Here is a 19,356-nt window from a genome sequence, read left to right on the forward strand (position 1 = left end):
TAGACATCATCACCACCATTCCCAGCAAAGTAATCACTTGACCCTGCTACACCAGTAAATACTTGCGCGTCGTTATTGCCAAACCATTCACCGGTTTGTTCAAAATACTGCACATGAAATGGGTTACCTTTAAAGGGGACATCTTTAACCGTCAGCTTGTAACCTGACGGTGCGATAAAAATCAAACTACTATTTTCGTATTGATATATAACATCTGAGGGAGAAACAGCTAACATCTCCAAAATTGTATTTCTAAAGGTATCTCCAGAATCCGGATTATCTAGTACAAGATCAGTCGCTTCACTATCCCAGACTATTTTTTGCAATGCCATTTCACCCCTCCGTTATACTTAATAAATTTCGGTCTACATTCTCGGTCTTAAACATCTAGCTTTTATTAATAGCCAAGCGAACTGGCTGTTGGTTACTAGGTATCTTTTCCACATGCGGCGAGGTTCTTGAATAACACGATAAAGCCATTCCAAACCCGAGTTCTGCATCCATTCTGGTGCGCGGTTAACCTTGCCAGCGACAACGTCAAAGGTCCCCCCCACTCCCATCACAAAAGTCACACCAAGTTGCTCGCGCCATTTGTTAATAAAGTTTTCTTTTTTGGGTGAGGTAATGGCGACAAACAATAGTTGTGCGCCAGAAGTTCTAACTTTATCAACTAACGCCTGCTCGTCATCCCAAAAATATCCATGGTGATAACCCGCGATACGTAAAGTAGGGTGATTTTCTCGCATTGTTGCTGCCGTTTTTTCAACAACGTCTTGTTTTGCACCTAAATAAAATACTGAATAACCTTCGCGCTCAGCCATCGCATTAAGCTGGTAGAACAAATCAACACCGGCAACACGTTCTGGTACATCATGGCCGAGTAATCGAGCCCCCCAAACAACCCCCATACCGTCAATATTGATGATGTCGCACTCGGTAACTGATTTGGCAAGCTCAGCGTCTTTACCCATATTAACTACTTTTGCCACGTTAACTACAACGTGTTGAGTAAACTGCTGTGCTACAATGCGTTGCTGGATAGTACTCACGGTTTCAGTCATATTGGCCGAATCCATCGGCACACCTAACATCTCAATGCGCTTCATTAACACTTCCTTTCACATTTAAATAAAACGACAACGAATAAAACATCCATGCCTGTGTCCAGCGCATATAGTTAATCTTATTTACAGATCTTTTCGACTTCTGATAAATAAACTGTTTTTTTTCAGGCAGATAAAGGGTATCAATCGCACAAAAAATTACCTTTTCGGCTAACCGGATGTCAGACTCATGCTGAGCGAGCTTAACCAACGTAATAATTGCCTGTGAAACCGAATGAGGATCAAGTGGGTAACGATCGTTATGATAATATTTAGCAGTGCCATCTGCTTCAAATAAGTTTTCTTTATAGTAAGAAAATCCACGTTTAATCGCATCATCAAACTCATCGATCTGCAATGAGCTACGAATCAAATGCAAGGCTTCTAAATTGTAACCCGTATGAAAACCATCAATAAACTGATGATGATGGCGAGCACCATACACCCAAGAACCGTCAGCGGCCTGCTCAGCAACAGATTGCCGCGCCACCTTTAACGCAAGCTCACGATAGCTTTGATTATTGGTATAAGATGCGACCACGCTCACCCAAGCTGCAGCCCAAAGACTGGCATTATGGACAAAGGCTGTTTCACCGGGAATATAAGCAAAAAAGCAACGATTATCAGCTTCAGTATAAAGCGTTTCCACAATAAAACTGCCAGCGTCCAGAGCTAGGTTTCGATATTGTTCGGATTTATGTTTATCTTGTTGCTCTAACACGTCAGCAAGCTTCCATAATGCTTGCGCGACATAAATGGTAGTAATTACATTGGGTTTGCCTTTGGGCACAAAAAAGGCACGAGCTTTCCAATCAAAATGATAACCCCAACAACTATGCTGCCATTGTTGTTTATCACACTGTTGCTCGATCAACCAATCAGCCAGTTCAATGCACAGGTTTAGTAACTCAGCTTCATTACTTTGTTGGTGCTGCTCCAACATTCCCAAAATAAATAAACCAATACCTTTAGGATTACGTTTTTTAGGAACACTGCATACAGGCCGAAAGTTAACAGAAGAACGTTTAAAAAACTGGATCCATGCCAAACCGATAACGTTATTTTTAAAAGATGGGAATATATCAAATAACTTACTATTCAAACCATCAAAGGGATCATAACCGGCAAAATCATCAGATTTAGACTTTGCGAGAATAACGTTACGTACTTGCATCACATTCATTAGTCAGTACTCTTAGCTAACACTTTTTTGTACAGTTCGTTAAGTTGTGGCATAACAGCATCTACACTAAACCGTTGTTCAAACTTATTCTTTGCCGCTGTAACATAAGCATCATTCAGTTCCCGATTAGTAATTAGTTCAATTAGAGCATTGGCCAGTGCATTAACATCACCGGCATCGATCAGTGTGCCATCAATGCCGCTGGTGATTGCATCGGGAATACCACCGACCCGAGTAGAAACAACGGCAACGCTATTTGCCATAGCTTCTAATACACCCATAGGAAACCCTTCGTTATAACTCGGTAAACAATAAATATCAGCCTCTGCCATTAGCTGTGCTTTTCGAGCTCCGGCTACCCATCCCAAAAATTGAACAGAGTTAAGAATACCTAAGCGTTCTGCCTCAGCTTGATATTCAGACACATCACCATCACCGCCCAGTTTCAAACGGGCATTAGGGAAAGTCTCTACAACCTTAGAAAAAGATTGGATTAGGTCCATAACACCTTTAGCATTACACATACGCCCTAAGAACAATATGTTTCCAATAGCTTTCTTCTCCGATTTCAAGTTAACATCAGAAACTACATTGTAAATAACTTCAATATTATTATATCTCGAGAATGTCTTTTGGAACCAATCTACCCACTGACTTGACAACACAATTATCTCATCACATAGCGCAAACGTTTTCCTAATATGTTCTTTTTTTCTGTGAGAACATTCAGAATTATAAAAAATATGAAACTCGCCACCGTGAAGATGCAGAATAACTTTGCCACGCATCATTTTCACAATGCGGATTATCATAGACTTCCTGAAATAGCTACCACGCGATGACATATGAATATGAACAAAACCAACTTTATAAAAAACGTGAAAATAAAAAACTTTAGCTAAAGCAGAAAAAAAGTATAACATGGCATAAATTTTCGAAAATTTCTTTCCATCTCGATGGGACGAAATCAGCGCAACATTGTTAGTAGCGAAAAATCCACAGTCACGATAACCTTGTACAACAGTTGCCACACCGCCTTTACCATCAATATCGGTAGAAACCATTAAGTTAATTTTTTTCATTTATATCCTTTAGACTTCACAAATAACATGCTTAAGTTTTCCTGATGAAGTCCTAGTTAACTTATCTACAACATGCACTTCAACTTTTATTTCAACACCTACACAATGTTTAAGATTATTAATTAACTTTTCTTCTTGAATGGAATTAAACTTCCCACATTCAACAACAGCATAAACAGAAACCTTTCCAAACGTTTTTTGTACAAATTGGGTTTCAAGTAACCCTTCAACGCCTTTAGGAACAAAACTTAATATTGCGGAGCCAATCTTATTCCCACCTATGGCAAGTAAATAATCTGTAGAGCGGCCTACAACTTCATCAATCAATGGATATACTCGACCACAGGGGCAAGACTCTTCTTTAGAAAGAAGAACTCGATCACCAGTTTTATACCTAATAAGTGGAAAATATAAGTTATTAAAATTAGTTCCAATTATTTCATTCGCACCATCAATCAATGGTCCAAATTCAACATGCGAATAATCCGTCAGCAAATGATAACGCCCATGCTCGCAGTTTGCGATAGCAGCTACTCGTTCAAACATGCCATACCAATCAAACACATTACAGCCGAACACTTTTGAAATAACACTACGCTCATGAAGACTTAGCTTTTCAGAAGAGGTAATGATGGCCTTCAGCTTAGCTGGATATACAAGACCATTCTGTTCTAAATAATTAGCAATAATTGAAATAGCAGATGGATATGCCTGAATAATATCCACTCCATAATCAACCATTGCTTCAATATAACTAGGTATGTTTTGGGCGGTAAGATGATATGAAGAAAGGTATAACATATCTTCAAAATAGGAGTTACGCCAAAACGGGGGCTTCGTCTGGTGTAACGGGACAATCATGTCACCTCTAAGCCAAGCACGTTTATCACCTTCCTTAAAACCAGCCCATTGAAGATGACGGGAAATAAAAGCTTGTTCATAAATTACAGAATGCATCGACTGCGGAATTTCCAACGGCATTCCAGTGGTACCACCTGTGGTTCCATGAACAACAACGTTTGGTTTTATCTTTGAACGAATCTCTGAAGCATTTTCTCTGCAGAGATTTTTATCCATAAATGGAAATTTATCGACATCCAACGAATTTGAAGAAACTTGGCTATAGAAAGACGAATTGTCGATTGCATTCAATAACACTTCATTTTTCTTTTTAATTCTATATGAATCTAACTTATCTATCGAATAGTCATGGCTTAACAACTCGGCAATAACTTCCTGAGTTTCTTTGTTGTTTCTCAATTTCTTTCTAGCTAAAGCACGCATACTTAACGCCAACGTTTGAAACCAAACTGGCGATTTCACGTATAGTTTACTAGTAAACATTAATACACCTATGGCTGTTAAGCTTTTGAACACATGATCAATTGAAGATAATTATCCAGAGACTTCGCTATGTCTCGCCAATTAAACTCTGCAACCGTATCTGCCAACTTGGCTGGTTCAAACTGATCAATCCTCTGATAAATGCTATCAAGTGCAGTGCAAAATGACTCCGCATTGTCATTACACAACTCACCCAACACCGTAGAACTCAATATTATTTTCTGCTCTTTAGTTGCAGTACCAACTACAGGCATACCTGATGATAAATATTCTAGAGTTTTAGTTACTGGCTGCACATCATAATATGGCGTTATGGGTACATAAGAGATGCCAACGTTAGAGTTTTGCAGAAAAGGTTCTATAACTGTATTTGGTAATCGTCCATGAAAAGTTACGATGTCATCAAGTTCCAGTTCGCCAGAAATCTGCTTTAAATAATTTAACTCGTTGCCCTCTCCATCACCTATGATTTGATATGAAATTTTATCCCTAGGCAATTTTGATTGCTCAACAAATCGCCTAAAACCAAACAGGGTATCCTGCAATTTTCGACCGGTGAGTGTACCAACATAAATTAAATTTAATGCATTGGCTTCCAGATGGTCACGTCGTTTAAACAACGTAGTTCCCAATGGCAGAAGTTGATAATTGAAAAGATACAATTTCTTGGCTAACGAATGAGAGATTGCAGTTTTGTGTTTAAAAAGATTCATTTCCAAAGACATTAGCGCGTTTTCTACAGAACGGACAAATTTATTATTTCTAACCGAACCTGTTCGAGTATCGCAAACAGAGGTCTTCCTATCGATATTTAATAACAACAACGAACACAAGAAGAAATGCTTAACAAAGTATACATCGCTATCTGCTAAGTTGCCTTTACAATATTGATAGAAATCAAACCATTTCCCAAAACCTAAGCGCTGTAACGGCATGTAACTGACTTGGACGCCTTCCATTTCTATCTTTGGCTTTCCAAAGTCTATACATATATAATGTATGTTATATTGTTCTCTTAAATACAAGCAGTAGTTGAATGTATCGGTTAAATAACCAAATTGATTACTGCAAACTATCGTTATTTTTTTTCTTGTCATGGAAAACCACATTAAAACCAATAGAACTTAAGATTAGGAATGGCATGCCGACCACCAACAAATTAATAGAATTAAGGTGTAGCGACAACGAGTAAAATGGATATATAAAAATAGCTGTAATAACGAACAAAGATGCACGGATAAATGATTCTTCCATTGGGCTAACTCTAGAGATATACCGTAACAATTTAATGTATGTGGCAATGTAAAGTACGCAAAGAATTACCACACCGATAACACCGACATCCCAAAGGTAGGTAGTAATCTGAGTGCTCGCAAAATTGATTAAGCTACCGTATGAAGCCGCTTCCATAATATGATAGTTTCCCGCTTTGGAGGAGGTTAACCCTACGCCAACTAGAGTCTCAAAATCAATGCCATATTCATATTTTTCACCAATCCAAATATCCATTGCGGCTTGTCGACTGACCTCACCAGTCTCGTAATCTATAACCTCGGTATCAACATACTCACCACTTAACTGTTCAATATAATCAGATACGCTCGAAACGGAACTGTTCTCTCCGACGTAAACCTTGCTATAAATAGTTAACAATGAATATAACAAGGCTATAGTTATAATTGCCGCCAATATTAATTTTGCCGGACGAATCCAATCATTTTTTTGTACAACATGAAGTAGAATTAAAAAAACCAACAAGAAAATAATTTTGGTTTCAATTAAAAACAGGCAGAACGAAGCACATATTAACGCGAGAAAATCAAGAGATTGATGCTGAGAACCTCTTATTCTTGAAACGCACAACACGACAAAGTAACACAAGAACAACAATAAACCTGCGCTATTTCCCCCACCACCTTCTGAATTAAATCCAAAGGTTCCAGTCATTAAATCCCAATCAAATGCGCGATCCCCTACATTTCTCGCTAAAAAAAGGAATTGGTAACATAAAAAAGGTAATTGGATGAACAAAATCAAGCGAATCAGTCTATAAAAGTACTCCAACTGATTTCGTCCAAAACCAATGTTCACCAAAACCAATAAACTTAAGGTTGGGAGAATGTAATCCTTTACCGCAACCATTTTTAGAGAGATTGGCGTGTTAAACAAAAAGCAAAACACAAACAAGTAAACGAACCAAACGAAGAGCCAAACCGTATCCCGCTTGAAAGCCAGCTGAATATTATTCTCTCTAGAAAAAAGTAATAAAAATGGTGTCATCACCCCCAACCAATATAACTGAGGTATATTAAACAAGCTGGCAAAAACACCAATAACAATTAAGTTAAATATATAAACAAAAGAATTTATATATCCAAAATTTGAAAGTAAATTATCTTTCACAGATGATCACTCTGGCTTATGCGTCAATACAAAATGACGACAAATCAATGCGGATATCAATAAGGAAACAGAGGCAGACAAAGAGAAGTAGAGTACAGCTGTACTGAATCCACTTTGCAGCCCAATATAGATTGCGGCAGTCGTAATTACTGCATGAAATACCTGCCAAGCCAAGTCATATTTCTGCCGCCTTAAAACTGTATATACGTGTGTTATTGGAGACAGCACCAAAAGAGATATCATGTATGGTAGGAGATATATAGCGTAATCATTTATACCGCCCCACCCATCTCCCATAGCGAAAAGAACAACCTCGTCAAAAACCGTTAGGATTACTACTACCGCAACCGCACTTACAATTGCCGTATAGAAACAAAGTCGATAATAGTTTTTTAACCCTGATAATGGATCTTTCGATATTTCACGTTTAACCACATCGGATACTGCAGCGGTTACAATACTAACAGGAGCAATCAGCAGCTTCTCGACCAGAACGTATTTCGCTATTTGTTCCGAAGAAACTCCCAACGTCCCTGTTAATAGAATTAATGAGGTTGAAGAGTATCTTGCAATGAAATGGGCTGGAACTAAATAATTGACTGTGTCTTTACACTTTTTGAATACAGAAAATCCATCAGTTACACTCGAATTATAAAATAAGGAGCTTCCATTTTCTTTTTTATCATATAAAACAGGAATCGCGTTCGAAATAGAAAATGTAATAATTATTGATTCAGCGGACAAGTCAAAAAAACAGGATATAAGATAAAATACGGACGGCACTGAAAATGCTCTTATTATTCGCAATTCCGCATTTAACTTAAACTTACCTTGCTTAACGTTGTCTTGTATAACAAACTCAAAATACCCGGCAAAGAATAAGAAGATAAAAAAGCTTGAAAACAACAATATAGCATTAGCCACCATGGCAGGAACATATTGCAGCGCCAATAATGTTAACGCAATGGAAATAAAAAATGCCATTACCGGCAAAATCAGCTTGAATATATTTCTTAATCGCGCAATGTTATCCCTAGATAAAACATACACTGCAAATTCTAACTTTAACGTCGAAAAAACAAGTGCAACTATCAGCCAAGAATAAAGATATGAAAAGTCCCCAAATGTTTGGGGACCACTCATTTTAGCTATCAGTGGGATCGATAATAGCGATATTGCCTGAGCCATAGCAACTCCGATACCAGTTGCGATGAATGAGCGCATGTTCTCAATTTTAGGTAGTTTTCTTAGCATCGAATTACGATTATTTTAGGTTAAACTATTCCACGCGTATCAATCACAATTTTCTTGGCAAACTGCGTCTTGTCTGCTGTTTTAAATTGCTTATGGTCGACTAGCACAACAACTATATTGGCTCTTTCCATTGCTTGTTGTAGGCTGACCAACTGTATATCGCTGTTAGCAAGGCGGTTTGGTAGTTCTTTAATATTGGGTTCAACAGCCAACAGCTCCGCGATACCTAAGCCAGCCAAATGTTCCACAATTTGTACAGCTGGGCTTTCGCGCAGGTCGTCAATGTCCGCTTTAAAGGCAAGCCCTAAACATGCGATCACCGGTTTCTTAAACTCATCTGCCGCTTTTTCTACTTGCTCAATCACATAGTAAGGTTTGGCATCATTAGTCAGACGCGCCTGACGGATGATTTTGGCTTCATCTGGGCAGCTATCGACAATAAACCAAGGGTCGACTGCAATACAGTGTCCACCTACACCTGGGCCTGGGTTCAAAATATTCACTCGAGGGTGACGGTTAGCCAGTTTGATCAGTTCCCAAACGTTGATTTTTAGTTTTTCACAGATGATGCTGAGTTCATTGGCAAACGCGATGTTCACATCGCGGAAGGAGTTTTCGGTTAATTTCGCCATTTCAGCCGTGCGAGCATTGGTGATAATGCATTCACCGCGAACAAAGATCTCATACAGTGCCTTTGCTTTTGCGCTACACGCCTCAGACAAGCCACCAATCACACGGTCATTTGAAACCAGCTCATGGAGTACATAGCCAGGTAACACTCGTTCTGGGCAGTGCGCCACATTGATGTCTGCACTTTCACCTACCTGTTGAGGGAAAGTAAGGTCAGGCCTTGCTTGTGCAAGCCATTCAGCCAATTTTTCTGTTGCACCTACAGGTGACGTAGATTCAAGCACCACTAAGTTGCCTTTCTCAAGCACCGGGGCGATCGCTTTTGCGGCGGCTTCAATGTAAGAAAGATCAGGCTTGTGCTCGCCACCTACACTGTGAATAAATGGCGTCGGCACAGCAACCATAAACGCATCCGCTTTTTCAGGTTCCAAGGTCGCTTTTAAGTTGCCCGTTGCAACTACCCCTTTCACAACAATGTCTAGGTCGGGTTCAACGATATGAATTCTGCCTTCATTGATGGTATCAACCGCATTTTTGTTAACATCCACACCAATGACTTGGACGCCTCGAGAGGCAATGACAGCCGCCGTGGGCAAGCCAATGTAGCCAAGCCCGATTACCGATACTTTTTGAAATTCCATTTTAGTCACCTTATCAAGATTTAATTCGTTGCAAGAATGTCAGCAATTCGTTCACATGCCTTTCCATCCCCATATGGATTGTGGGCTTGGCTCATTTGTTGGTAGGCAATCTCATCACTGAGTAATACATTGAGTGCTTGGCAAATCACATTATCGTCTGTACCAACCAGCTGAACCGTTCCCGCGCTCACTGCTTCAGGGCGCTCAGTGGTTTCTCTCATCACTAAAACGGGTTTGCCTAATGAAGGGGCTTCCTCTTGAATGCCACCAGAATCGGTGAGAATAAGATGCGCTCTGTCCATCAGATAAACAAAAGGTAGATATGTTTGTGGTTCGATAAGGTGAATGTTACTCACCCCTTTAAGTAGGCGATTGACTGGTTCTTGTACCATTGGATTTAAATGCACTGGATAAAGGATATCGCAATCTGGGTGTGTTTTTGCTGTTTGTAACAGTGCCTGGCATATTCGCTCAAAACCACCGCCAAAACTCTCTCTTCGATGTCCAGTAACAAGAACAAGTTTGCGTTCCGGAGACAACATCGGAAACAGCGCTTCTAACGTTTGTTTTAAATCATTGTCTTGCTGTATTTTGTCTCGCACGTGAAACAAAGCATCGATCACCGTGTTACCTGTAACAAAGACTCCATCATCTGGGTAGTTTTCTTTTAACAAGTTTTGCTTGGCAGTTTCCGTTGGGGCCAAATGGTACTGCACCAGTGCTCCAGTCAGTTTACGATTTGCTTCTTCCGGCCATGGTGAGTAGATATTGCCCGTTCGCAGGCCCGCTTCAACATGGGCAACGGATATTTGCTGATAATAGGCAGCAAGAGAGGCGGCTAAAGTGGTCGCTGTATCACCATGAACAATCACAATATCTGGACGAAACGTTTGCAACACGTTCTCCATACCAATCAGAATTTTATTGGTTACCTGAGTAAGGCTTTGCCCTGGTTGCATGATGTTCAAATCGTAATCTGGAACAACCCCAAACAACTCAAGGACCTGATCAAGCATTTCACGGTGCTGTCCGGTTACACACACTTTCGCATCAAATCGAACATCACCTTTTAGTTGGTGTACTAATGGTGCCATTTTTATCGCTTCTGGGCGTGTGCCAAAAGTAATGAGGACTTTTTTCATTGAATTATTTCTCTTTAACAAAACCAACTAACGTTAAAAATCGAACTTATTTTTGCTGATAAAAGCAGTTCTAGTGAGAAGTGGTTTACTTGATACCCAGACACGCTACCGCCACTGATTGTCGCTATCAGAGTGCGTTCAAAAGGCTCTAAATGCTCGATATACCAATTGTTCATTACAGCTGGTCAGCGCCAACGTTTGCATTTACTAACAAACGTTGTTGTCTAGGCGATAAGGGGTCAAGCGTGTAACTAAACCAATGCCACCATCAATGCTTCTTTTTGTGTTAGGTAAGTTAAAATGCCATCGGCACCCAATTCGATGAGATCGAGGGTGCGTTCAAACTCTTTGAGAGGTCCTTGGTAAGGGTCTGCTATCTCTTTATTGTCTAATTGAGTGTGGGCCAAATAGAGCGCCACTTTGTTACGAGAGAGTTTGGGGCAAATATCGAGTATGTCTGCCATTACAGCTTTATCGACAGCGTAAATGCGATGAAAACGAGCTATATCGTTGAAGGTTAATGTACGGGAGTGTAAGCCTTGAAGGGAGTAGCCACGTTGCTGGCCAACGTGAATGGCTTTTTCGTCAGGTTGTTTACCACTGGTTTCCGCGATTAAACCTGCGCTCTCAACGTGGAGTGCAATCCCACTTGCTTTTGCCTTCTCGCGCAATACCGCCTCTGCGAGCGGAGATCGGCAAATGTTGCCTCTACAAACAATGAGAGCTGACAATTCCATTTTGTCCCTAGCCAATTATTCTTTGAGTAGATATCAAAGCTTTCCTTATTAATGCTTGGCATATTAACCTATTTGCAAATGCAACTTTGTCACTATTTTGAGAAACTCATCCCTCTGCCGAAGCAGCTTATTTTGCTGGGGTAGTACGGGAGCTATTTGCGCCCCCCTCGAGACACCGATTTTCCTGCTGATGTTTTGAGGGAGACTGGCTGCAGATATCGCAGAAGTGAAAGGAAAAAGAAAAAAGGGAAGCATCTGCTTCCCTAGGTATTGATTGGCTTAGTGAATGGGCGCATCACCCTTTTGCGCATACTTGCCAAAGTAATGCTCTAGTACTTCTGGGGTTAATTTGCCTTCGGCTTCGAGTCGTTTCAGCTCAGCAGCAATCTGCTTTTGCTCATCAAGAGACGGTAACTTCACCTCTGGCTCTTGACTCGCCTCTTCTGAAATCATCTGAAGTTCTTGTTCAAAATCACTCATTTTCACTTACCTAAAATGGTCAAAACTGTCTCGGATTCTACCTAAATTTACAGTTTGAAGCTACCCACCATAGCATCAAGACGGCGCGACAACGCTCTCAGTGCTTGGCTTGCATCCGCCAGTTCTTCTGCCGTGCTTGTCGTCACTTCATTAATGGCGTTAATTTCCTCAATGTTCTGGTTAATGGTATGCACTACGGTGGATTGCTCTTCTGTTGCCGTTGCCACTTGCGTGTTGCGATCTGAAATGTCAGCAATACGCTCAGATATTCCCATCAGTACGTGCACCGCTTCATCGGTCGCTTCTACCCCTTCAAAAGTGACCGCTTTGCCTGCATTCATCGCCGTGACTGCGTCTTTAGCATCGTTTTGTAGCTTGTTGATCATCTTCTGAATTTCTTCGGTCGATGTGGCGGTGCGGCTGGCGAGGTTTCGCACCTCATCGGCTACCACGGCAAAGCCACGCCCTTGCTCACCTGCGCGAGCGGCTTCAATCGCGGCGTTTAGCGCAAGCAAGTTGGTTTGTTCTGAAATGCCGCGAATCACATCGAGAATTGAGCCGATTTCTTGGGTAGTAGACGCTAACTGAGAAACCACTTGGCTGGTGGTTTCAACGTCATCTGCCAAGCGAGAAATCACGTTCTTCGCTTTGGTCACCACATCACGCCCGAGCTTTGTGTTACTCGATGCTTGATTTGCGGTGTCCGCTGCCGTTGCTGCATTCGAAGCGATTTCGCTGATGGTTGCGCCCATCTGATTAATCGCAGTCACAACTTGGATGGTCTGATCTCGTTGCTCTTGGCTGTTGTCGTGGGTCGTAGAGGCCTTCGCCGACACCGTTTCTGCCGCTGTATTTAAGGAGGTGCTGGTCGCTGCAACTTCTTTCATTGTTGCATGGATTTTCTCAATAAATCCGTTAAAGCCAGAGGAGAGTTGCGCAATCTCATCTTTTCCTTTGATTTCGATCCGCTGTGCTAAGTCGCCATCACCGCGACCCAAATCAGTAAATCGAGCCGCGATTTGTTGGATCGGCTTGGTAATGCTGTTCGCAAGGATGATACCCATCAAGATAAACACCGCCGCCACCACAAACGTTGTGATCAACATTTGACTCGCGGCCGCATCAAGGTCTGCAAACACTTCATTTACAGGTACAACACCCACAACATACCAGTTCATCGATGGAACATAAGCACTAGCAACAAACACACGTTGACCATCGACTTCGGTTTCAAACACCACATCTTGCTGTTTGTTCAGTAATGATGATGGGTTTTCCGTCACATAAGCGGAAAGCGGTTTGCCGACCGCCTGTCTGTTTTTGTGGATTTGAATTTTACCTTGGCTGTCGACGAGAAAAACGTAACCCGTTTTTTCTATCTTAAAACCATTCAGTTTGCTCACCATCTCGTCCATAGACTTCGAGACACCTGACATCGTAAAGCCAGAAAGGTGTTGATAGTTTGCAAACATCTTCACCTCACCATTCGCTTCAGTGAAGATGCTGACCATGGTCGATTGGCCTGAATTAATAAAACCAAAGAACCAGCCATCTTGTGCTTGCGTCAACTGACGCAAAAAGCCGTTCTGATTCCAGTAGTAGGCTGTTTTTCGGTTGGCAACAGAAGCATCGTTCAACTTGTACTGATTCTTGACATTGTTCAGCTGCTGAACAAGCTTAGTTTGTCCTTCAGGATCATTGGTTTCTTGCAGACTATCGCGTACAAATTCATTTTTAGCCAACTGCTCAGCGGCAGATAGGAGCTGAGAGACATCTTTATCAATCTCCAAGTTGATCTGGCTCAGGATCAGCGGCAGCTCAATATCCACGAGACGATGACTGATCACCTCTCGTGACTGCTTCTGAGCCATAAAACCAAGAAGGATCGTAGAAGCAAGCACAGCAAAAGTTATCCCCAAGACAACTTTCTGCTTAATACTCAATGAGTTAATATTTATCATATTTGGACCTTTAACAAGAATCACTTATTGTGGATAGTATGCGATAAGACAACGACAAAACGCCGTAATATAGCACATCTTTTGTTACATTCTTATGGGTATAGCCTATATCGGCGAGTCAGACCGAAACTGAAATGATTTATAGTTCACAGGTCACATATTACGCTCACCACCCAACCCATGCTTTCGAAACCAGCCCTAATGAACCTGAAAAATTATTATTGTTCCCTTGAGATCATTGCCGAGCATCCCAACTTGATATTTTGATGCTAAGCACGGAACTTTGTTCGAGTTTTGTAAACCAATAAACAAATTCATTTATGTAGTAACGCTATGCCACAACGCAGTTTTGATGCCTTAAACACCTATCTACAATCTCAAATTGTTGGCCAGCCAGAACTGGTCAAGCAGTTACTCATTGCACTGTTAGCCAACGGGCACATTTTGGTAGAAGGCCCTCCCGGCCTGGCCAAAACACGCGCGGTCAAAGCGCTGGCAGATTGTATTGAAGGCGATTTTCATCGAATTCAGTTCACGCCGGACTTGTTGCCTGCCGATTTAACGGGCACCGACATTTTTCGCCCTGAAAAAGGGGACTTTATCTTTCAAGCGGGTCCGATCTTCAACCATTTGATTTTGGCGGACGAAATCAACCGCGCACCCGCTAAAGTACAGGCTGCGATGTTGGAGGCGATGGCAGAAGGCCAAGTAACAGCAGGCCGACAAACCTACCCGCTGCCAAAGCTGTTCTTAGTCATGGCAACGCAAAACCCGATCGAGCAAGAAGGTACTTACCCACTGCCTGAAGCGCAGTTAGACCGCTTTTTACTCCATTTGGATGTGGATTACCCTGACGCAGAAAACGAGCTTGCTATTTTGCGCATCAACCGAGGCGAAGCCAAAGGTGAAGCACAAGCCGAAAAACCGCTCGTGACACAACAAGATGTTTTCTCAGCGCGCCAAGCGGTGCTGAATGTTCAGATGGCAGAGGCTCTTGAGCGCTATGTGGTGCGGTTAGTCATGGCGACACGTCAGCCTGAGCTATACGACTCACAACTCGCAGAATGGGTCGGATTGGGAGTGAGTCCACGTGCTACTATCGCCTTAGATCGCTGCGCCCGCGCCCTAGCCTGGCTCAGTGGACGAGATTATGTCACCCCTGCAGATATCCAAACCATGGCGTACCCGGTGCTAAGACATCGCATTATGCTCTCTTACCGTGCACAAGCCGAAGGGATAAGCACAAACCAAGTGATTGATAAGCTGATCAGCTTGGTGGGAAGTGCTTAATTGATGAGTGTTGCTGCATTGCCACCCTTTGCGAATGGCGTCACGCTCTCGCTTGATGAGCTCATTTACTATCAGAGCCAATCAGTACGTTGGTTGCCGCCTGCACGCAGCGTGCTGTCGGTGTTGAGTGGCGCTCATGCCAGCCGTCAACGTGGCCGAGGGATGGATTTTGAGGAAGTACGCCAATACCAGCAAGGTGATGACATCCGCACCATTGATTGGCGTGTCACCGCTCGTACTGGTAAAGCACACACCAAGCTCTTTAGTGAAGACAAAGAGCAAGCCGTCATTCTTTATATAGACCTCAGCAGCAGTATGTTTTTGGGGTCACAGTACCTGTTCAAATCGGTACAGGCCGCACACCTTGCCAGCGTGTTGTTGTGGACGACATTAGCGAAAAAAGATCGATTAGGTGCACTGATCGATGATGGCCATACCCTCTTTGAACACAAGCCTTCAGCGTTAACGCGCAATGGTTTGTCGTTTTTGCACCAACTCGCGGAGCAGCACAACCGTCGCCAAACTGCACATTCTGAAGCGCCTCGCTCAAACGGCGAAGTCTTTGAACGATTGAAGCGCATGTCACCGAAAGGTTGTCAGATTATTTTTCTTAGTGACTTTGTTCAATTTTCAGAACAGGAACTTGGCCAAATTGGTCATTTGAAACAGCATAACAGCGTTCATTTGATACAACTTTATGATCCACTTGAATCTGGTCAAACCGATTATCGAGGTCAAGTGATGGCCAGCAATGGCAAGCACTCTCGCTGGTTTGACTTTGGTTCAAAAAAGCAAAAAATGGCCTTAAAAGCGAATTTCGAACAGCATCAACAACGCTTGCAAAGGTTAAGTTATCGTAATGGAATACCGTTTAGCACCCTTTCGTGTGCGAAACCCTTAATCAATCAATTAACTGCGTAATAATAATGACAACAAACACTCAACCTTTAGCGCTGCAACCTTTGATTCTACCGGACGCCCCCTCATGGTTTCCCTTGGCGTGGGGATGGTGGGCCACAATTGCCGCCACACTCGTTTTTCTCTTGTCCATTTGCCTGTTTTTCCTTTGGCGTAGGAAACGCTTAAAAGCCAAACGAGCGGCGTTACATTTGTTTCTCAAACCCACCACTCCGCACACACCTTCCACGGCCATAGAGTTACTGCGTCAAGCGGCGCTGTGCTACCACTCCAGAGAGTCTATCGCCTCTTTGCACGGAGAAAAGTGGTATCAGTTTCTCGATACACAACTCGGAGACAATCGCTTTAGTAGCAAAATGTCATTGTGGCAAGCAGCGCTCTACCAAAATGTACGAAGTGAACATGACCTCGACTTAGTTCAAGACTGCCAATTGTGGGTGGAAAAAGCGCTACCACCTAAGCGAGGATTGCGTGGCTGAGGGATTTCAGTTCCTTTGGTGGGGAATGTTTGTCCTCTTGCCGTTACCGTATTTGGCGTTTCGCTTGCTTCCAGAGACGAAGCCGACGCTCGCCATTCATTTGGCGTATCTGCCTAAAGAGCAAGACTCTGCTGGCGTGAAGCAAAAATTGGCCAAACTCACAACATTCGGGATTTGGCTTGCTTTGATAAGCGCGGCGGCTCGTCCGGTTTGGTTCGGCGAACCGATTGAACACTTTCCGCAATATAGTGATCTCATGCTGGTGGTCGATCTGTCTGGCTCGATGCAACAAGAAGATATGCTGAAAGATGGCGACTATATCGACCGTTTGAGCGCGGTAAAAAATGTTGTGTCTCAGTTTATCGAGCAGAGACAAGGTGATCGACTCGGGTTAGTGTTGTTTGCAGACCATGCTTACTTACAAACGCCAATTACCGCAGACAGAGCCACTGTCGCCGAACAGTTAAAGCGAACTGTGATAGGCCTGATAGGGCAAAAAACCGCCATTGGTGATGGCATTGGTTTAGCCACAAAAACCTTACTCGATAGCGATGCGCCTCACCGAACTTTGATTTTGCTCAGTGATGGCAGCAACACTGCGGGGACGTTATCCCCCCTTGAAGCGGCAGAAATTGCACAAAAATTCGGCGTAAAAATCTACACCATCGGTATTGGTGCCGGTGAGATGGAAGTCAAACAGTTTTTCATGACTCGTAAAGTTGACACAGCGGCGGATTTGGATGAAAAAACATTAAGCCAAATTGCCACTTTGACGGGAGGTCAATATTTTCGCGCACGTAATAACGATGAGTTGCAGACGATCTATCACGCTATCAATCAACTGGAACCCGTCTCATCTGAAGCGCAAATATGGCGACCTCAACAAGAATGGTTTGCTTATCCGTTGATGCTGGCCCTCACTCTTTCACTACTGCTGTTCTTATCTCGGAGAAATCATGCCTGATCTGGTTTTTCTTTCACCATGGTGGCTGGTGGGCTTTGTCGCCTTACCCTTTCTTTGGCTTATAGGGCGCTTTCAACGCAAAAGAGCGCAAGGCCCGATCGCCGCTCATTTAAGTCAAATAGCCACCAAGCCAACGGGATCCCTCACTATCACTGTTTGGATTGTCGCTTGGAGCCTAGGTTTGATCGCGCTAGCTTCACCAAGTTGGCAAACCAGCTCTCGTCCCATTTTTAGTACACAGCACAATCGCGTGTTGATCATGGATATGTCTCAATCCTTATATGCAAAGGACATCTCGCCTAGTCGACTGCAGCAAGCAAAATATAAAGCCATGGATCTACTTCCCATGTGGAAGGAAGGCAGCACCAGCCTGATTGCCTACGCGGGGGATGCGTACATTCTGAGCCCTCTCACCAGCGACAGCAAAACGTTAAGCAATCTGGTGGCAAATCTTTCGCCCGAGCTAATGCCATATCAAGGGGCATATTTGCCAAACGCTATCCGACTTGCATTGGCGCAACTGGCAAAAGGAGACACTGTCGAAGGTGACATTGTTGTCATCAGTGACGATGTGGATGATCAAGAGTTAAGTGAATCGTTACAACTATTGAAAGGCAAACAAGTCCGCGTGTCTGTACTTGCAGTAGCAACACCGGATGGCGCGCCGATCCCTCTGCCTGATGGTCGTTTATTGAGTGACACCGCCGGTCAAATCGTTGTGGCGAGGTCAAACTTGCTCAACATGGCGAACTTAGCACAAAAAACCAGTGGTTCTTTCGCTCCAATCCAGTTTGGTAATCAAGATGTCGCTCAAATCGCAGCACTGACTCAGACATCAAACACGATGATGGATCACAAAGAGCAGGCTGACCAACGCAGTGACGTGCGTGAAAACGGCGGCTATTGGTTAGTCCCAATCCTGTTACTCTTGGCTTTGCCCTTGTTTCGTCGTGGCGATATCTGGATGATGGCACTGGTACTCATCCCCATCCTAACAACGCCTCAAGTCGAAGCATCACCTTTTCTTAATTCAGATCAACAGGGCAAAGCGCTGTTTGACCAACAAGATTACGCAGCCGCAGCAAAAACCTTTGAGGATACAAACTGGAGAGGCGCAGCAGCGTATCAAGCTGGTGAGTATGATCTTGCTGCACAGCAGTTTGCGCAATCGCAGAGCGCGGAATCGCTCTACAATTTGGGCAATGCACTGGCGCAAAACGGCCAATATGATGATGCGCTGGAGGCTTACCAAAAAGCGCTTGAGAAAAACCCGAACCTCAAACAGGCACAAGCCAATCGCCAAGTTGTAGAAAAAGCAAAACAGCAACAGCAACAGCAACAGCAACAGCAACAGCAACAGCAACAGCAACAGCAACAGCAACAGCAACAGCAACAGCAATCTTCAACAACTCAACCATCGAGTCAAGAGAAGAATCAGGAAATAACAAAAGAAAATAACAAAGAAAAACAGTCAGATAAAATCGAAAGCAACCAAAAAGACAAAACCAAAAACAACGCAGATTTGGCTAACAGCCTAACTGAAAAACCGAAGCCTTCCGCCGATGAGTCGGATACGCAACAACGAGAGAGAGAGCAAGATCAAGATCAGAATCCCGACTTAAGAAAGCTGGAATCAGTGGAAAACGCTCGAGATCCTGCCTACCTGCTCAAAGCACAGATGGTATTGCAAGCCCAGCAAAAACCTGTTCCAGAAAACTATGAAAAAAAGTGGTAATCAGTAAGCA

Annotated in this window: 18 protein-coding genes; 5 read left to right on the forward strand and 13 right to left on the reverse strand. The window is 43.0% G+C overall.

The window, feature by feature from the left end; genetic code table 11:
- The 13 genes from LZU85_RS14670 to LZU85_RS14730 all read right to left on the reverse strand — a co-directional run.
- The coding region (locus LZU85_RS14670) for a hypothetical protein (RefSeq protein ID WP_237287436.1) at positions 1 to 332 on the reverse strand (332 nt) is incomplete at its 3' end.
- A 33-nt stretch (positions 333 to 365) separates the two neighbouring features.
- Positions 366 to 1,106 (reverse strand): WecB/TagA/CpsF family glycosyltransferase, encoded by a 741-nt coding sequence (locus LZU85_RS14675; RefSeq protein WP_237287438.1) that lies wholly within the window; start codon positions 1,104 to 1,106, stop codon positions 366 to 368.
- Positions 1,093 to 2,286: an aspartate-semialdehyde dehydrogenase gene (locus LZU85_RS14680; RefSeq protein ID WP_237287439.1), complete on the reverse strand. Its 1,194-nt coding sequence runs from the start codon at positions 2,284 to 2,286 to the stop codon at positions 1,093 to 1,095. Before LZU85_RS14680 ends, LZU85_RS14675 begins: the two co-directional genes overlap by 14 nt.
- Positions 2,286 to 3,368, reverse strand: coding sequence for a glycosyltransferase family 4 protein (locus tag LZU85_RS14685; RefSeq protein WP_237287441.1), 1,083 nt, complete (start codon positions 3,366 to 3,368; stop codon positions 2,286 to 2,288). The genes LZU85_RS14680 and LZU85_RS14685 overlap by 1 nt, the downstream gene beginning before the upstream one ends.
- A gap of 9 nt (positions 3,369 to 3,377) precedes the next feature.
- Complete coding sequence (locus tag LZU85_RS14690; RefSeq protein WP_237287444.1) at positions 3,378 to 4,712, reverse strand: phenylacetate--CoA ligase family protein; 1,335 nt, start codon at positions 4,710 to 4,712, stop codon at positions 3,378 to 3,380.
- 17 nt (positions 4,713 to 4,729) lie between these two features.
- Positions 4,730 to 5,809, reverse strand: a complete 1,080-nt coding sequence (locus LZU85_RS14695) for a glycosyltransferase (protein WP_237287446.1) — start codon at positions 5,807 to 5,809, stop codon at positions 4,730 to 4,732.
- Positions 5,775 to 7,115 carry a hypothetical protein gene (locus tag LZU85_RS14700; RefSeq protein ID WP_237287448.1) on the reverse strand — a complete coding sequence of 447 codons (1,341 nt, stop codon included), beginning with the start codon at positions 7,113 to 7,115 and terminating at the stop codon, positions 5,775 to 5,777. The genes LZU85_RS14695 and LZU85_RS14700 overlap by 35 nt, the downstream gene beginning before the upstream one ends.
- 6 nt (positions 7,116 to 7,121) lie before the next feature.
- A complete protein-coding gene (locus tag LZU85_RS14705; RefSeq protein ID WP_237287450.1) occupies positions 7,122 to 8,369 on the reverse strand; it encodes a lipopolysaccharide biosynthesis protein in 1,248 nt (415 codons plus the stop codon).
- A gap of 20 nt (positions 8,370 to 8,389) precedes the next feature.
- On the reverse strand, positions 8,390 to 9,640 hold the full coding sequence (gene wecC / locus LZU85_RS14710; RefSeq protein ID WP_237287452.1) for a UDP-N-acetyl-D-mannosamine dehydrogenase: 1,251 nt from the start codon (positions 9,638 to 9,640) through the stop codon (positions 8,390 to 8,392).
- 20 nt (positions 9,641 to 9,660) lie between these two features.
- Positions 9,661 to 10,782, reverse strand: coding sequence for a non-hydrolyzing UDP-N-acetylglucosamine 2-epimerase (gene wecB / locus LZU85_RS14715; protein WP_237287454.1), 1,122 nt, complete (start codon positions 10,780 to 10,782; stop codon positions 9,661 to 9,663).
- Between the two features lie 251 nt (positions 10,783 to 11,033).
- Complete coding sequence (locus LZU85_RS14720; RefSeq protein ID WP_237287456.1) at positions 11,034 to 11,519, reverse strand: low molecular weight protein-tyrosine-phosphatase; 486 nt, start codon at positions 11,517 to 11,519, stop codon at positions 11,034 to 11,036.
- Between the two features lie 279 nt (positions 11,520 to 11,798).
- Entirely contained in the window at positions 11,799 to 11,999 is a 201-nt protein-coding gene (locus LZU85_RS14725) for a restriction endonuclease subunit S (protein ID WP_176299437.1), read from the reverse strand.
- Between the two features lie 47 nt (positions 12,000 to 12,046).
- On the reverse strand, positions 12,047 to 13,960 hold the full coding sequence (locus LZU85_RS14730) for a methyl-accepting chemotaxis protein (protein ID WP_237287458.1): 1,914 nt from the start codon (positions 13,958 to 13,960) through the stop codon (positions 12,047 to 12,049).
- A 333-nt stretch (positions 13,961 to 14,293) separates the two neighbouring features.
- On the opposite strand from LZU85_RS14730, the gene LZU85_RS14735 reads away from it, so the two are divergent.
- Genes LZU85_RS14735 through LZU85_RS14755 form a run of 5 tightly spaced genes read left to right on the forward strand, consistent with a single transcriptional unit; the run spans position 14,294 to position 19,346 of the window.
- A complete protein-coding gene (locus LZU85_RS14735; protein ID WP_237287459.1) occupies positions 14,294 to 15,250 on the forward strand; it encodes an AAA family ATPase in 957 nt (318 codons plus the stop codon).
- Between the two features lie 3 nt (positions 15,251 to 15,253).
- On the forward strand, positions 15,254 to 16,171 hold the full coding sequence (locus tag LZU85_RS14740; RefSeq protein ID WP_237287461.1) for a DUF58 domain-containing protein: 918 nt from the start codon (positions 15,254 to 15,256) through the stop codon (positions 16,169 to 16,171).
- A gap of 5 nt (positions 16,172 to 16,176) precedes the next feature.
- Positions 16,177 to 16,647, forward strand: coding sequence for a DUF4381 domain-containing protein (locus LZU85_RS14745; RefSeq protein WP_176299441.1), 471 nt, complete (start codon positions 16,177 to 16,179; stop codon positions 16,645 to 16,647).
- Between the two features lie 25 nt (positions 16,648 to 16,672).
- Positions 16,673 to 17,611 carry a vWA domain-containing protein gene (locus tag LZU85_RS14750; RefSeq protein WP_237287548.1) on the forward strand — a complete coding sequence of 313 codons (939 nt, stop codon included), beginning with the start codon at positions 16,673 to 16,675 and terminating at the stop codon, positions 17,609 to 17,611.
- Positions 17,604 to 19,346 carry a VWA domain-containing protein gene (locus LZU85_RS14755; protein WP_237287462.1) on the forward strand — a complete coding sequence of 581 codons (1,743 nt, stop codon included), beginning with the start codon at positions 17,604 to 17,606 and terminating at the stop codon, positions 19,344 to 19,346. Before LZU85_RS14750 ends, LZU85_RS14755 begins: the two co-directional genes overlap by 8 nt.
- Positions 19,347 to 19,356 lie beyond the last annotated feature (10 nt).

Origin of the sequence: Vibrio floridensis, from assembly GCF_021852965.1 — a bacterium.
Classification (GTDB): domain Bacteria; phylum Pseudomonadota; class Gammaproteobacteria; order Enterobacterales; family Vibrionaceae; genus Vibrio; species Vibrio floridensis.